This is a genomic window from Pseudopedobacter beijingensis, assembly GCF_042678145.1.
Taxonomy (GTDB): domain Bacteria; phylum Bacteroidota; class Bacteroidia; order Sphingobacteriales; family Sphingobacteriaceae; genus Pseudopedobacter; species Pseudopedobacter beijingensis.
This window is the reverse complement of sequence record NZ_JBHUDG010000001.1, coordinates 256,583-271,953: the sequence shown is the minus strand read 5'-3', so window position 1 is coordinate 271,953 and position 15,371 is coordinate 256,583. Positions and strand designations below refer to the sequence as shown.

General features: G+C 34.8%; 12 protein-coding genes. 8 read left to right on the top strand and 4 right to left on the bottom strand.

What is annotated here, in order from left to right:
* Positions 1 to 19: 19 nt before the first annotated feature.
* A complete protein-coding gene (locus tag ACFSAH_RS00985; protein WP_379660814.1) occupies positions 20 to 595 on the bottom strand; it encodes an RNA polymerase sigma factor in 576 nt (191 codons plus the stop codon).
* 280 nt (positions 596 to 875) lie between these two features.
* Here ACFSAH_RS00985 and ACFSAH_RS00980 point away from each other — a divergent pair, with 280 nt between their 5' ends.
* The 8 genes from ACFSAH_RS00980 to ACFSAH_RS00945 all read left to right on the top strand — a co-directional run bounded on the left by ACFSAH_RS00980 (position 876) and on the right by ACFSAH_RS00945 (position 11,833).
* Entirely contained in the window at positions 876 to 3,590 is a 2,715-nt protein-coding gene (locus tag ACFSAH_RS00980) for a carboxypeptidase regulatory-like domain-containing protein (RefSeq protein ID WP_379660813.1), read from the top strand.
* Positions 3,591 to 3,738: 148 nt separating this feature from the next.
* Positions 3,739 to 4,197, top strand: a complete 459-nt coding sequence (locus ACFSAH_RS00975) for an HYC_CC_PP family protein (RefSeq protein ID WP_379660812.1) — start codon at positions 3,739 to 3,741, stop codon at positions 4,195 to 4,197.
* A gap of 131 nt (positions 4,198 to 4,328) precedes the next feature.
* The gene (locus ACFSAH_RS00970; RefSeq protein ID WP_379660811.1) at positions 4,329 to 5,627 is read left to right on the top strand and encodes an efflux RND transporter permease subunit; all 1,299 of its coding nucleotides are present in this window, start codon (positions 4,329 to 4,331) and stop codon (positions 5,625 to 5,627) included.
* 11 nt (positions 5,628 to 5,638) lie between these two features.
* Entirely contained in the window at positions 5,639 to 7,582 is a 1,944-nt protein-coding gene (locus ACFSAH_RS00965) for an efflux RND transporter permease subunit (RefSeq protein ID WP_379660810.1), read from the top strand.
* A 28-nt stretch (positions 7,583 to 7,610) separates the two neighbouring features.
* Positions 7,611 to 8,837 carry a TolC family protein gene (locus tag ACFSAH_RS00960; protein WP_379660809.1) on the top strand — a complete coding sequence of 409 codons (1,227 nt, stop codon included), beginning with the start codon at positions 7,611 to 7,613 and terminating at the stop codon, positions 8,835 to 8,837.
* The gene (locus ACFSAH_RS00955) at positions 8,815 to 9,996 is read left to right on the top strand and encodes a heavy metal-binding domain-containing protein (protein ID WP_379660808.1); all 1,182 of its coding nucleotides are present in this window, start codon (positions 8,815 to 8,817) and stop codon (positions 9,994 to 9,996) included. Before ACFSAH_RS00960 ends, ACFSAH_RS00955 begins: the two co-directional genes overlap by 23 nt.
* A 68-nt stretch (positions 9,997 to 10,064) precedes the next feature.
* Positions 10,065 to 11,258 (top strand): efflux RND transporter periplasmic adaptor subunit, encoded by a 1,194-nt coding sequence (locus tag ACFSAH_RS00950; RefSeq protein ID WP_379660807.1) that lies wholly within the window; start codon positions 10,065 to 10,067, stop codon positions 11,256 to 11,258.
* A 20-nt stretch (positions 11,259 to 11,278) separates the two neighbouring features.
* On the top strand, positions 11,279 to 11,833 hold the full coding sequence (locus tag ACFSAH_RS00945; protein ID WP_379660806.1) for a DUF3347 domain-containing protein: 555 nt from the start codon (positions 11,279 to 11,281) through the stop codon (positions 11,831 to 11,833).
* A gap of 283 nt (positions 11,834 to 12,116) precedes the next feature.
* Here ACFSAH_RS00945 and ACFSAH_RS00940 read toward each other — a convergent pair whose 3' ends face one another.
* The 3 genes from ACFSAH_RS00940 to ACFSAH_RS00930 all read right to left on the bottom strand — a co-directional run bounded on the left by ACFSAH_RS00940 (position 12,117) and on the right by ACFSAH_RS00930 (position 15,303).
* Entirely contained in the window at positions 12,117 to 12,680 is a 564-nt protein-coding gene (locus ACFSAH_RS00940; protein WP_379660805.1) for a Maf family protein, read from the bottom strand.
* Between the two features lie 197 nt (positions 12,681 to 12,877).
* Entirely contained in the window at positions 12,878 to 14,305 is a 1,428-nt protein-coding gene (locus ACFSAH_RS00935) for an L-serine ammonia-lyase (RefSeq protein ID WP_379660804.1), read from the bottom strand.
* Between the two features lie 41 nt (positions 14,306 to 14,346).
* Positions 14,347 to 15,303 carry a Smr/MutS family protein gene (locus ACFSAH_RS00930; RefSeq protein ID WP_379660803.1) on the bottom strand — a complete coding sequence of 319 codons (957 nt, stop codon included), beginning with the start codon at positions 15,301 to 15,303 and terminating at the stop codon, positions 14,347 to 14,349.
* Positions 15,304 to 15,371 lie beyond the last annotated feature (68 nt).

Below are 15,371 nucleotides of genomic sequence, written 5' to 3'. Positions count from 1 at the left end.
TAAGGAAGGGGGTACTTTTTTATATAAAAAATTTAACAATAATGTAACACCACATAAATATACCAAATTTAGGTTTCAGAATCTTAAGTGCTTTATGAATTTGTTTTTTTACTGTCTGATCTGATAATGAAAGCTTTTCTGCTATTTCTTTATGGGTTAAATGTTCCTTTCTGCTCAACTCAAATACTTCTCTCATTTTCTTAGGTAAAAAGCTAACCTCTTTTTCTATCAAGAAAGCAAGCTCTTTTTCTATAATAAGGTGATCAATTGTATAGGTTTCGTTAGCAATAAAGCTTCCTAATGCCTCAATATAATTATTTCTAACCTTGCCCTTATCAATCAAATCAAACACTTTATACCTAACAGCTGAATATAGATAGGAAGATACTGAAGTCTTTATATCCAGCGACTCTCTCTTTCTCCATAAGTACTCGAAAATATCCTGAATAATATCCTGTGCCTCATCATCAGATTTCACCATTCTTTTGGCATGTCTATATAAAACAGCCCAATAACGTTTATATATTTCGTTAAAAGCCAGTTTATCTCCATGCACAACGCAGCCAATAAGATCATCGTCAGAATAAAGGTTCATTTGGTTACAACTTAACACTGTGTACGTAACCGAATATACAACAATATTTTCAAATAAAAAACATATTTTCAAAACAAACAAAACCCACCTCCCCTTCCCTCACGCTTGCCCTTGCATTAAAATTTGTTAAAACTTAGCTCTGCATCTATATTTTAAATATATTTAACACTTTCAAATGGTATAAAGCATTATAATGCATAAATGAAGGTCGTACCATAGAAGAAGCTCAATAATGGTAAACATAAATGCTGTTTACCTATAAATTAAACAGAATAAACAGATGAAATACATTAAACTTCTATTATTTGCTGTACTCTTATCATCCAATTACATATATGCACAAACAGACAGTATTCCTTTAAATACTATCTTAGAGAAGAAGGGCAAACTTTTTCATGATTATCCTACAGAAAAAGTGCATCTGCATTTTGACAAACCTTATTACGCTATTGGCGACACTATATGGTTTAAAGCCTATCTGACTTTAGAGCAAAGGTCTCCTTCTCCATTAAGTAAAATTCTTTATGTTGATGTCATCAGCAGTAAAGACTCATTGGTAGAATCTTTAAAAATACCAATCACTAATTCCATAGCTACAGGAAACATTCCCCTATACACCCAAAAATTCAAACAAGAGAATTATCAATTGAGAGCATACACTAAATGGATGCTTAACTTTGACCCTTCGTATTTTTTCAGAAAAAACATCTATGTTGGCGATGCTCTGAATAAAGATGTTTATACCCATATCAATTTCGTTAGTGGAACCGTAAATGATAAAGGGTCTAAAGTGAGTGCCAGAGTACAATATAAAAATGATAAAGGCATTCCTCTGATGAACAAAAAAGTAAGCTGGGAGGTTATTGCAGATTATGAAAGAGTTGCTCGAGGAAAAAGCAACACGGATAATGCCGGTTATCTTAATGTTAACTTCAGTGCATCATCCAAAGTAGATGTCAGCCGAGCACAATTGATTACCATTATAGAAACAGGGAGTTCAGCGGGCAACGTAACATCTACATTTCCCTTAAAAAAATCCGTTTTGGAATATGATATTCAGTTTTTTCCCGAAGGCGGAGATTTAATTGGAGAAATTCCCTCTAAAGTTGCATTTAAAGCAATTACATCCGATGGTTTGGGTACCAATGTAAAAGTTGCTATTAGTGATAAAAACGGAAAATCAATAACAGAATCAAGCTCACAACATTTAGGAATGGGCATGATAACTTTTACCCCAGAACCGGGTAACGAATACAAAGCACTGGTAACTTTCAACGATGGAAGTTCTAAAACCTATCCCCTTTCTCCTGTAAAACGGTCGGGAATGAATATTGCCGTAGCACAGAATAAAGACAATGTCATTCTAAAAATCAGCGCCAATAAAGAATATTTTGATACTAATAAAAACAAGGGTTTTTACATTGTAGCGCAAAATGCGGGAATAGTATATTACGCAGCACAAAGCATTATTAAATCACAGAGCTTTACGGCAGATATCCCAAAAGACAAATTCCCTTCGGGCATTATTCAGGTAACCTTGTTATCTTCCAATGGCACACCTATAAGTGAAAGGCTCACCTTTATACAAAGGAAAGATCTACTGAATATTAAAATAGGATCTGACGCTACTGAATATAAAGGACGGCAAAAAGTTAAATTAAATTTTACTACCAATAATGATAGTGATGTAAAAGAAGGAAACTTCTCTATTGCGGTAATAGATGAAAGCAAGGTGCCTTCCAATGAAGATACCGAAACCACCATTTTAAGTAACTTATTGCTTACTTCTGATCTGTCGGGTTATATAGAAAAACCTAATTATTACTTTAACCAACCCAATTCAAAAAAGGAAAACGACTTAGATTTGCTAATGCTTACCCAAGGTTACCGTAAGTTTACCTTCAAAGATGCCATTCAGAATAAATACCCTCATGTGACTTATTTACCTGAACAGGGAATAGACATAACAGGTACCATACGCAGAGCTAACGGAATGACATGGGAAAAAGCAAGATTATTGCTACAAATACCAGATAAGCACTTCTCGTCTCCTACTATGACTGACAAAGACGGAAAATTCAAATTCTCCAATGTTGTATTCAAAGATTCATCAGAAGTTATCATCAATGCCAGAAACAACGTTAATTCGGCAAAAGATATCCGAATTATGGTTGATGGCGAACCCTACCCTGCCGTTTATTCGAATACGAATAAACCTGACGAAATACTAAATATAGACAGTACTTTAAATACTTATCTAAAAAACAGCAAGTTGCAATATAGTAGTGCATTTATGCTTAAAGAAGTTGTGGTTAAAGCAGCTGTTACAGAGAAAAAACCAAGTCATCTGGATCACTCTGCATTATCAGGATTAAACTTCATGGCTGATAGGCTCACTACCGGAGACCAATTGCAAGGCTGTGCAAACATTTTAAACTGTTTAGCCGGATCGGGAATTACTTACGTGGATAACATGCTATATCTTACAAGAGCCTATAATCAGGGAACAAGAGTTCCTATAGAAGTTTATGTAAATGGTATGCCTGTAGACGTAAACTATCTAACCAGTTTAGATGCTAACGGAATAGAGTCTATCGAGGTTTTCAATAACGACGGGTTAAGTGGTATCAACAGAAGATCAAATACTTTAGGTGTATTGGTTGTCAACTTAAAGGAAATAAAATCAACACCTTTAAGTAAAGATCAAATAAAAGATCTTTTTCCTCCGGCTAATGTTTTAACATATAAACCTAAGGGGTATTCCGTGGAGCGACATTTCTATACGCCAAAATATACAGGACCAAGAACACCTACACAACCAGAAGATTTAAGAACTACTGTTTATTGGAATCCTGTAGTAAATACTAATAAAGAAGGAAAAGCTGCCCTGGAATATTTCAATGCAGATGGAAAAGGCACTTATAAAGTGGTTATAGAGGGGCTGGATATTGATGGAAATATCGGTAGAGGAATTTACAGATATCAGGTAAAATAGCATGTAAATATATTTTTAAAAATAGTATTGATATCAGACAAGGCATATTCTACATATGTATCTCTGATATCATCAAACTATTGTAATAAAAACATTACAGATAACAAGCTATTTCATTTCTGATCAAATATTTTTAGATTTGCCAATAATGAAATTAGGTCACAAAATATTAACTCTATTTTTAATCGCTCTGGTGTTTATAGCATCAACAGGGATGACCTTGAATCTTCATTTCTGTTCAGATGAACTAAAAACCGTAAGTCTGCAACAACAAAACAATCACTCTTGCTGCGATAAAAACAAAGAATCACAAAAAGAGAGTTCAAAAAAAGATTGTCATAAAGACAAATCATGTAACAAGACAAAACACGATAAATCTTGTTGCAAAGAATCAAAGGTAGCCACTAAAAACCCAGTAAAAGTAGACAACTCCAACATTAAAAAGGAATCGTCTTTTACCAGTTCTTTGGTTTTTCTGAAAAGCTATATACTTAGCTTTTTAAGTTTCAATACTGATGATTCCGAAGACGACGAAAAACCCAATCAGTCGTTATTTCCCTTACTCAAAGAAGGATTATACATTCTTCTAAGACAATTCCGTAATTAGAATCTCAATGCATTTAACCACAAAAGGTTAAAATCTATCGTTAATATACGTTTAGAGATTTCACCTGTTGCTTTGTGGTTAACCTTACCCTATTTAAACAAATTTTATAATCATTTAAAATTTTCAGGAAGATGATTGAGAGGCTTATAGGCTTTTCGTTAAGAAATCGCTATTTAGTACTATTAATAGGCAGTATACTTTTTGGAGCAGGTATTTATTCTGTAAAGAAAAGTAAAATAGATGCCATCCCAGATTTATCAGAAAATCAGGTAATTGTTTTTACCGAATGGATGGGACGAAGCCCACAAATTATAGAAGACCAGGTTACTTATCCTTTGGTAACCAATTTACAAGGCTTACCTAAAGTAAAGTATGTAAGAGCAAACTCCATGTTTGGAATGAGTTTCATCTACGTCATATTTGAAGATGATGTAGATACTTATTGGGCTCGTTCCCGCGTCTTAGAAAGACTAAGCAGTGTAAGCAGTACTTTACCTGATGGAGTTTCCCCTACCCTTGGTCCAGATGGGACGGGGGTTGGACACATTTTATGGTATACCTTAAATGCCAAAAGTATAGATTTGGGCGAACAAAGAGCCATACAAGACTGGTATGTCAAATTTGGTTTGCAAAATGTTCCCGGCGTGAGCGAGGTAGCCTCCTTTGGTGGTTTCGTAAAATCTTACGAGCTCAGTATAGACCCTAACAAACTCACTTATTTCAATATCTCTTTAGACGAAGTGATTAAAGCTGTAAGAACCAATAACAATGAGGCTGGTGGTCGAAAATTTGAGCTAAGTGATGTTGGGTACATTATTAAAACCAATGGTTATATCAAAAACATAGAAGAGTTAAAAGGTATTACCATTAAAACCACTAATTCTATTCCGGTTAAAGTAAATGATATTGCTACGGTGCAGATGTCTAGCGAGAACAGATTAGGGATTTTTGATTTCAACGGAGAGGGCGAAACCGTGGGAGGTATTATAGTAATGCGCTACGGAGAAAATGCAGACGAGGTTATCCAAAATGTAAAAAACAAAATGACGGAAGTGGCCAAAGGTTTACCCGAAGGTGTCTCTTTCAATATTGTATACGACCGCAGCGGCCTGATCAAAGAATCTATCAATTCTATCAAAAACACTTTAATAGAAGAAATTATTGTGGTTACGGTTATCGTATTCCTGTTCTTAATGCATTGGCGAAGCGCAATTTCAATTATCATACAAATCCCGGTAACTATTGCCAGCAGCTTTATTCTTTTAAATGCATTTGATATCAGCTCAAACATCATGTCTTTAACAGGAATTGCGCTTGCTATTGGTGTTATTGTAGACAACGGCATTATTATGACAGAAAATGCTTACAAACATCTGTCTGTAAGATATCAGGAAATTAACGAGAAAAACACATCAGAGAATAAATCATAAAACTTAAAGAAATGCTGAAATTTTTCAAGAATATATTCTCTAAGAAGAAAAAAGACTATATAGAACTAGATAATCAAGAACGATTATCCATTATAGAAAAATCGTGTAAACAAGTTTCAAGAGGGGTATTTTATTCAACAGTAATTATTATCACCTCATTTTTACCTGTCTTTTTACTGGAAGGCCAAGAAGGAAAACTATTTCATCCTTTAGCTTACACCAAAACATTTATCATGATATTGGATGCCTTACTGGTAGTGACGCTTGCACCAGTGCTGATATCTTTCTTCATGAAAGGAAAATTCAAGTCCGAGCAATCTAATCCAATAAACAGGTTTCTGGAAAAAATATACGAACCCATTATCAGAGCCTGTATGAAACATCGGAAAACAACATTAGGAGTCAATATTTTGGCTTTAGTTATCAGTATTCCTATGTTGTTTAGCTTAGGAAAAGAATTTATTCCACCATTGGACGAGCAGTCTATCTTATTTATGCCGGTAACACTTCCCGATGTTTCCAATTCAGAAATAAAAAGGATTTTACAGGTACAGGATAAAATTATAAAATCTGTTCCGGAGGTTGAACAGGTACTTGGAAAGGCCGGACGAGCTAACACAGCTACAGATAACTCTCCTTTAAGTATGATAGAGACCATTATCATGCTGAAACCAAAATCCGCATGGCGGGAAGGCATGACCAAGAAAAAAATCATAGAAGAACTGGACAGTAAATTGCAAATTCCGGGAGTAGTAAATGGTTGGACACAACCTATCATTAACCGTATTAATATGTTGGCAACTGGTATCAGAACAGATGTAGGCATTAAAGTTTACGGACAAAGACTGGATAGTATACAAAAGGTTTCTGAACGTGTTCAACAAACTTTAAAGGGTGTAAAAGGTGTAAAAGATTTATATGTTGAACCCGTAACCGGAGGTAGATATCTTGAAATAGATATTAAACGCGATCAACTATCCAGATATGGGTTGAGTATTGATGATGTTAATATGACCATTGAAACCGCTTTAGGTGGTGCTATTATTGCCAACACTATAGAAGGTCGACAAAGATTTGGTATACAATTAAGACTTGCCGAAGATTACAGAAACAGTATAGACAGATTAAAGCGTATCCCTTTAAACTCTCCTGATGCAGGACTTATTCCGTTGGCCAATGTAGCTGAAATACAATTTGTAGATGGCCCTCCAATGATTACGTCTGACAATGCTATTTTACGCGGTGCTGTTATGTTTAATGTCCGCGACAGAGATATTGGTACTACTGTACAAGACGCTATAGATAAAATTAATGCAGAACTAAAGCTTCCTAACGGTTATTTTCTGGAATGGAGCGGACAATACGAACAACTGATTAAAGGTCAAAAAACACTAGGAATGATTATCCCTGTTGTTTTAGTGATTATCTTTTTTGCTTTATACTTTGCTTTTAAATCTATAAGAGAAGCTTTTTTGAGCTTGGTTACTATTCCTTTTGCCCTTATTGGTGGAGCATTTCTGGTCTATTTCTATGGAGTTAACCTCTCTGTAGCAGTAGCTGTAGGCTTTATAGCTCTATTTGGTATTGCAGTAGAAACCGGGGTGGTTATGGTTATTTACCTTAATGATGCCATGCAACAACTGGTACAAAAGAAAGGTAACTCAGCAGAAACAATTACCCCTGAAGATATTAAAGAATATGTAATACATGGAGCCGCAAAAAGATTAAGACCAAAAATAATGACCGTATGCGTATCCTTGTTCGGACTTACGCCAGTCCTTTGGTCTACCGGAGTTGGAAGTGATGTAATGCTTCCCATTGTATTACCTATGATTGGAGGAGTACTCACTTCCTCTACCCATATCTTATTGGTAACCCCTTTAATATTTTTAATGACTAAAGAATACGAACTGAAAAAGTTCGGGAAATTGGAGGTACTAGATGTTAAACATTAAGAATTTCAATATTAAATTTCTATGCTGCATGATTTTTCTGACAGGCTTAGTTTCCTTAAAAGTATCTGCTCAGGAAAAGCTTGGATTGGAGCAAATTATTGCTGAGATATCAAAAAACAACCTTCAGTTACAAGCCTTGGGGCATAAGGCAGAAAGTCAGCAAGCCCAAACAGAAGGTGCTAAAGCCTGGATGGCTCCCATGATTGGTGCTGGAACCTTTATGGCTCCTTATCCTGGTCAAAAGCTTATGAATGATGCGGACAAAGGCTCTTTAATGTTTTCGCTGGAACAAGCCATTCCAACATTTGGTATCAATAAATCAAAAGAGAAATATTACGCTTCGTTATCAGAAACAACCGAAGCTCGTAAAAACATGGCTTTAAATGATCTTAAAGCCATTGCTAAAGAGAATTACTGGAATATTGCTATTAGTAAGCAAAAAATCAGTTTGCTCAAAGAAAATATAGACATCTTAAAAACCATGAAAAAATTGGGTGAGATAAGATATCAATATAACAAAGGAAATCTGAGCCAGATTTATAAAACAGAGGGTAGAATTGCTGAAACAGAAAATATACTGGACGAGATTCAAAATGAAATTGCTGTTTCTAAGATTAATATTAATATCCTGATGTATAGAGCATACCATCTAAATTTTGATATTGAAGACGGCAATATTTCTGAATATCTTCCTAAACAGCTTATAGATACAGCTTTTTTAACCCAGCACTCCAGTGCGATAAAAATGGCCGATACAGAAATAAAAAGTATGCATTTAGAGAGCGAACTCATCAAGAAACAGGCTAATCCTGAAATTTCGCTAAAATTTGACCACATGTCGTCTTTCTCTTCCATGATGCCGCAACAATATTCTGCAATGGCTATGCTAAGTATACCTATAGCTCCCTGGTCTTCTAAATCATATAAATCTAGCTTGAAGACCAATAAATTAGAAATTGAGTCATTACAAAAAGAACGCGACTTTCAGATCAATTCATTAATCGGAGCTGCTCAAGGTTTAGAAAAAAACATCATTAACACCAACAAAATTATTGCTAAGTACAATTCATCCGTTTTACCCAATATGAAAAAAAGCTTGAATGCTTTATTGCTAGATTATCAGGAAAACAAAGAAGAATTATCTAATGTGATAGACGGCTGGGAAACATTAAACAAAATCCATCAGGATTATATCAATCAATTACAGAAATTATCGAAGTTGATTATTGACTATGAAAAAATTATCGAAAAATAACTGGAAAGCCCTGATGTTACTTATTATAGCAGTTACGTTGGCTTCTTGTAACCAACATAACAAAAGTACATCTTCTTCTAAATATACTTGTCCTATGCATCCAGAAATTGTAAAGAACGAACAGGGTACCTGTCCTATCTGTTTTATGGATCTTGTTCCTATGCATAACAATGCAGACATGAAAGTAGCTAAGGATGTAGAAGAGCTATTGGAAAACGTTAACCAAGTAATTGTGTCTGACGTAAAAACAATTTACCCCAGAAAAACAGCACTTTCAGACACTATTATACTCAATGGGAAAGTAAGCTATGATACAAGAAAACAATATGCCATTGCATCTACTGTAAATGGTCGTATTGAAAAGCTGTATGTTAAATACAATTTTCAACCTATCCGCATAGGACAAAAAATAATGGATATATATAGTCAGGATCTGGTATCTGCACAACAAGATATTTTGTTTCTACAAAAAAACGGAGACAAAGAATTACTTAACCAGGCTATACAAAAACTCAGATTGCTTGGAGCTACACAAAGCCAGATCAATACATTATTATCCAATAAGCAAATCATGTATTCATTTCCTGTTTATAGTAGGTATAATGGTTATTTGTCAGATTTTAAACCCCTTGCTAAAGATATGGATTCAGAGAGTTTGCCATTACAAACGGTACAAGGCATGTACGTATATGCCGGAGAAACTGTTTTCAGAATTTATGACAACAGCAGTTTATGGGGTGAATTTTCTGTTGCAGCTGAAGATATGAAAACCGTAAAAGAGCAAAATAAAATATTGCTTGATAATAAAGCTTACCCTATTATTAGCTATATCCCTTATTTTAAAGAGAATGGGAACTTTGCTACTATAAAAATCAATCTTTCAAAAGAAAACTATCAGGTTGGTAAGTTATTAACAGCAACTGTAATTTCCTCTGCAAAAGAAGGAATATGGATTCCGGAAAAAGCAATTTTTAACAAAGGTACTTCTTCTGTAGTATTTGTAAAACAAGGAAAAAACCTGCGACCAAAAGAAGTTATACCAGATGGTCATAAGTCTAAAAATATGATAGGTATAAAATCCGGAATAACTGAAAATGACAGAATTGCCGAAAATGCATCTTATTTAATAGATTCCGAAGGCACTATTGTTCATCAGTAAAACAAAAATATTTAAACCTTTAAACTGACGATTGGTTTATAGGATTTTCAATAAAAAATAACGAGAGAATGAAAGCGTTCAACATATTTGTATTTTCATTAACACTAATTTTATTTGCTTGTCAAAGTAATCCAGAGCAACAACAGGATGATAGCCACTCGCACCATCAGGAAACAAAGAGTTATACCTGCCCCATGCATCCAGAAATTATTAGTGATAAACCAGGAAGCTGTCCAATTTGTGGAATGGACCTTGTTCCTGTAACAAAAACGGACAACCCTGTACTTATGCTAAGCGAAGGACAAATTAAACTGGCCAATATTAAAGTACAGCAAGTTGGTGCGGGAAACTTCAAAAACAAAGTCGAACTTGAAGGCAAATTAGTTACAGATGCCAATCAGGTAGAAATAGTTTCATCGAGATTTAAAGGTCGTGTAGATCATTTGTACCTCAAAGAAATAGGTGTTCCGATACACAACGGTCAAGCTCTTTTCAGTATTTATAGCGAGGAACTTTCTTCTTTACAGAATGATTACTTACTTGCTATAAAACAACACGAAGAATTTCCTAATGAGACTATTTATAAAAAACTGGGTGAATCTGCTGTACACAAACTTAAGCTATTTGGTTTTAACGAAAAACAAATTGGCCAATTAAAATCATCTGGAAAAACAAATCCAACTATTACGGTTTATGCAAAAACTTCGGGTATTGTTAAAGAAATTAACGTTTTTGAAGGTGCATATATTGATGCCGGAAGTCCCTTATTCCGAGTAGAAAACTCGGGTAGCTTATGGGTAGAAGCCGCTGTTTTCCCTTATGAAATTGAAAATATTAAAACAGGAACACCTGTACAAATTTCGGTCTCAGGATATAATGATAAACCTATTTTTACCCAGGTAGATTTTATAAGTCCGCAACTAAACAATAATCAGCAAACCATCACAATTAGAGCTAAAATCAATAATAGTGATTTAAAGTACCAGGAAGGAATGCTGGCTAAGCTTACCATCAATAAAATAAACGAACAGGATGTACTTACCATTCCTACAAATGCAGTCATAAGAGATCAGCATTACCAACATGTGTGGATCCAGACAGACCAACACACCTTTGAGCCTAGAAAGGTGATCATTGATAAAGAAAATGAATTTGTGGTTACACTCAAAGAAGGCTTAAAAAATGGTGAGAAGGTAGTCTATAGTGGTGCATATTTATTGTACAGTGAATATAAATTAAAAAAAGGAGCATTAAATTTTTAACAAAATAAATTAATTACATTATGAATTTCAACAATTTGTTTAAACTTTCGTTCATGGCAGCCACTCTTGGTTTGGCTTCATGCGGTAACACCAACACTCAAAACGCTACAACTGACACCCTACAACATGTACATGACAGTGCTAACCATGAGCAGGAAGCAGAAAACAATATCAGTTTCGCTAATGAGAATATTGGGAAGGTTTACACCAGTTATATTAGTTTAACTTCGGCACTGGTGGCTAGTGATAATGATATGGCAAAAAAAGCAGCTACAGATCTTGGTTTGGCTTTAAATCAGGTAAACGAAAATGAGATTGGTGCACAAGTAAAACTGATAGAAGATGCTGGTGATCTTGAAGCTAAAAGAAATCTTCTTGATAAATTGAGCCATTTACTGGTAAATTACTTTACGGCTAACAAACCCGAAACCGGTGTTATTTACGAACAAAATTGCCCAATGGCAAATAATAATGCTGGTGGTAGCTGGTTGTCTTCCAGTAAAAAAGTACAAAACCCTTATTATGGAGATAGTATGCTTACCTGCGGATCTAATGTGGCAGAAATAAAACTATAAAACAGAAAGTTCGACTATTATTCTTTATTTAAGGAATGTTGAACAAGATTACTTTGTCGTTTCTCCTCGTAATGCAAAAAAACAGGAACGTAATTACGGGAAACAAAGAAATCTTTACCGAAAAAGACAAATAACTACTGATTACCCATCAAGTTATAAGTTATATATGGGGCGTATCAACAATAAATAAGTTGTTGCGCCCCTTATTACCTTACCTATTTTATACCAAATTGTGTTTTCAAAACAGAAATTAAATTTATTCTATATTGAAAGCAAGCTTAAATTATAAAAAACCAAAATTTTTCAATTCGGTGTAAAGTCGTTCGGTGGGTAAACCAACGACGTTTGTATAAGAACCATCAATCTTTTCAATCGCTGTCACTCCAATCCATTCCTGAATACCGTAAGCCCCGGCCTTATCAAATGGTTTGTAGTTTTCTATATAGAAATTTATATCTGTATCGGTTATAGTTTTAAAATAAACATCAGTAGTCACACTAAACGATGTTTTTTTATCCTTGGCAACAACACATACTCCGGTAATTACCTGATGTTTCCTCCCCGATAGTTTTTTTAACATAGCAAAAGCATCTTCCGCATCATTAGGTTTTCCTAAAATTTCGTTATCTACTACAACTATAGTATCTGCAGTTATCATAACACCTTCTTCTGCAACAGTAAAAGCTTCTGCTTTTTTATTGGCTATAAACTCGGCAACTTCAGTAGTTTTTAAAGATTCAGGATAGCTTTCATCTATATCTCTGATATAGAGTGTATATTCTAATCCCATCAGTTTAAGTAGTTCTTGTCGCCTTGGTGATTTAGACGCCAGGTATATCTTCGGCATAGTTTAAAATAAAAAAATAACCACAAAGGACACAGAAACATATTACCCCTGAAACTCTTTACAGTTATAAAGTAAGGAAGCAAAAGTGCCTATTTTTTTTAAATTGATTGATATAAACTTTTCAATATCGAATACTTTCTCTCTTTAATAACTGTTTTTAAAGCAGTTAGCAAAAAGCATTTTTTATTTGCTAAGAATTAACATTCCGGCAAGCTCAATGGAATATTTACTGCCAAACCTCCTTCTGATGTTTCTTTATATTTAGAATTCATATCTAAAGCAGTCTGCCACATAGTGTTAACCACTGCATCTAAACTTACCTTAGCATTATCCGGATTGGTTTGCAAGGCAAGTTGCGATGCTGTGATGGCTTTTATTGCTCCCATGCTGTTTCTTTCAATACAAGGTACTTGTACCAAGCCTCCAATAGGATCACAGGTAAGCCCCAAATGGTGTTCCATTGCTATCTCGGCAGCCATTAATACCTGACGTTGCGAACCACCCAAACATTCTGTAAGTGCAGCAGCAGCCATGGCTGATGAAACTCCAATCTCGGCCTGACAACCACCCATGGCAGCAGATATAGTTGCTCCTCTTTTGAAAATACTTCCAATTTCCGAAGCCGTTAACATAAACTGAATTATTTTATCGTCGCTGTTACCATTGCAAAAAACGATAAAATACTGTAAAACAGCCGGAATAACACCTGCCGATCCGTTTGTAGGTGCCGTAACTACCCTGCTAAACGAAGCGTTTTCTTCGTTAACTGCCAAAGCAAAACAACTAATCCAGTTTAATATATTAGGAAAATCGTTCCCCGTATTTCTGATTGCTCTCAACCACGATTCATAATCGTAATAATCAAACCCTTTTAATAAAGTTTTATTGATTTTAGCGGCTCTGCGAGCAACTTCCAAGCCTCCAGGCAAAATGCCGGACTGATGGCAACCTCTATACACGCATTGTTTAATTACACTAACTATTTCCAATACTTTTCGCCTGACTTCTTCTTCTGAACGAATAGCCAACTCATTCTCCATCACCACTTCAGATATCTTCAATCCCGTTTTCATACACCAATGCAGTAAGTCCGAGGCATTTTCTATATGGAAAGGATAATCTACGTAAGAAGATTCGGAATATTCTTTCTCTTCCCCTTCTTTAACTATAAACCCTCCACCAATAGAAAAATAAGTGGACGAAAAACCGGTTCCATCTTCATAAAAAGCATTAAAAACAATACCGTTAGGGTGTTGCGGTAAACTTTCCGAAAATAGAAAAACAATATCTTCATCATAATTAAAGGCAACAGAATGATTAGCTCCCAGATTCAACAGATTTTGTTTTTTGATATCACTAATAGTTGAAGTAATAATATCTACATCCATAGTTACCGGATCAAATCCGCTCAAACCTAAAACAGCTGCTATATCTGTACCATGGCCCACTCCTGTTTTTGCCAAAGAGCCATACAATAGTACTTTTACAGAGCTTACTTGATGTAATTTTTCTTCAATTTCGTGTACAAAAGATTGTGCCGCCCGCCATGGCCCCAAAGTATGAGAGCTTGACGGTCCCACTCCTATTTTAAATATATCAAATACGGATAATTGTTCTGTGTTCATTTTGTAGGTAATATAATCAGCTTATATATGCTGCTGGTTACTTATGTTTTAAAAATAACTTCTGTTGCGCCATAACCAAATTTCTCTTTATAGGCATCTTTAAAAGTTCTTACTTGCGGATGTTTGCCCAGTGTTTTATGAATATGATTTTTTAAAATACCATTTCCTACTCCATGGATAAAAATCATATCTGTAAACTGATGCGAAATGGCTGCGTCCAGTTTTGTTTCAAACTCTTTTAACTGGATTTCAAGTATTTCTGCTTTACTCAGAAACTGAAAGTCAGCCCGCAATTTTTCAATATGCAAATCAACCTCTCTCTGAGGTTTCTCCGTTTGCTTTTTTTCTGTTTTAGGTTGATTAAAAAAACTTTCTTTCAGCTTTTGAACATCTATTTTCAGCTCCGGTTCGTCTAATTGTACAAGCCATCCTTGCTGTTTTATAAAAGGAATATCTTTCTTACTATCAGCAAAGTCTTTAGCCTTAAACTTAAAATCAGTGATAATTGGTTTCAACGGTTTTATATTTAAGGATGTGTAGCTTATAGCTTGTATTAAATACTTTGGCCATAAATCTAATTCCGATAATGCGGCTGTATGTACTTTAGTGATAGAAAGTGGTTCCATTTTACCAGAAAACTCTCCTTTATACACTTCTTTAGCCAAACTATTTAAGGTAAAGAATAGTTCAAAAGAAGTTTCATTAACCAAATAAAAATGAACCAGAGAACCCTTATTCGTATCCGGAATAAAAGCTAAATGAATACCTTTTTCCTTAAAATTTTCCAGAGCAACTAATTTATCTTCTATCGCCAGTTCTTCATCATCTTCAAAACCAGTGCTATGCCCGTGAACCCGAGCCAAATTATTTATAGCTACAGGTATCTCAAAATCGTCATCTCCTGTAACTCCTACTATCTGTTCGTCAATAATTCTTGTAATATACCCTTCTCTGTTTTCGTCTATAAAACGAACAAACTCTCCTAATTTAAAATTCATAAACCTCGTATCTAAGTCAATCAAAGATACCTTTCTTTTCAAGAAACTATGCTAAAAACACGTTATTA

Bases quoted from the DNA above. Each gene is read 5' to 3' on its own strand.
- ACFSAH_RS00985 (WP_379660814.1), bottom strand. From the start codon at position 595: ATGAACCTTTATTCTGACGATGATCTTATTGGCTGCGTTGTGCATGGA.
- ACFSAH_RS00980 (WP_379660813.1), top strand. From the start codon at position 876: ATGAAATACATTAAACTTCTATTATTTGCTGTACTCTTATCATCCAAT.
- ACFSAH_RS00975 (WP_379660812.1), top strand. From the start codon at position 3,739: ATGAAATTAGGTCACAAAATATTAACTCTATTTTTAATCGCTCTGGTG.
- ACFSAH_RS00970 (WP_379660811.1), top strand. From the start codon at position 4,329: ATGATTGAGAGGCTTATAGGCTTTTCGTTAAGAAATCGCTATTTAGTA.
- ACFSAH_RS00965 (WP_379660810.1), top strand. From the start codon at position 5,639: ATGCTGAAATTTTTCAAGAATATATTCTCTAAGAAGAAAAAAGACTAT.
- ACFSAH_RS00960 (WP_379660809.1), top strand. From the start codon at position 7,611: ATGATTTTTCTGACAGGCTTAGTTTCCTTAAAAGTATCTGCTCAGGAA.
- ACFSAH_RS00955 (WP_379660808.1), top strand. From the start codon at position 8,815: ATGAAAAAATTATCGAAAAATAACTGGAAAGCCCTGATGTTACTTATT.
- ACFSAH_RS00950 (WP_379660807.1), top strand. From the start codon at position 10,065: ATGAAAGCGTTCAACATATTTGTATTTTCATTAACACTAATTTTATTT.
- ACFSAH_RS00945 (WP_379660806.1), top strand. From the start codon at position 11,279: ATGAATTTCAACAATTTGTTTAAACTTTCGTTCATGGCAGCCACTCTT.
- ACFSAH_RS00940 (WP_379660805.1), bottom strand. From the start codon at position 12,680: ATGCCGAAGATATACCTGGCGTCTAAATCACCAAGGCGACAAGAACTA.
- ACFSAH_RS00935 (WP_379660804.1), bottom strand. From the start codon at position 14,305: ATGAACACAGAACAATTATCCGTATTTGATATATTTAAAATAGGAGTG.
- ACFSAH_RS00930 (WP_379660803.1), bottom strand. From the start codon at position 15,303: ATGAATTTTAAATTAGGAGAGTTTGTTCGTTTTATAGACGAAAACAGA.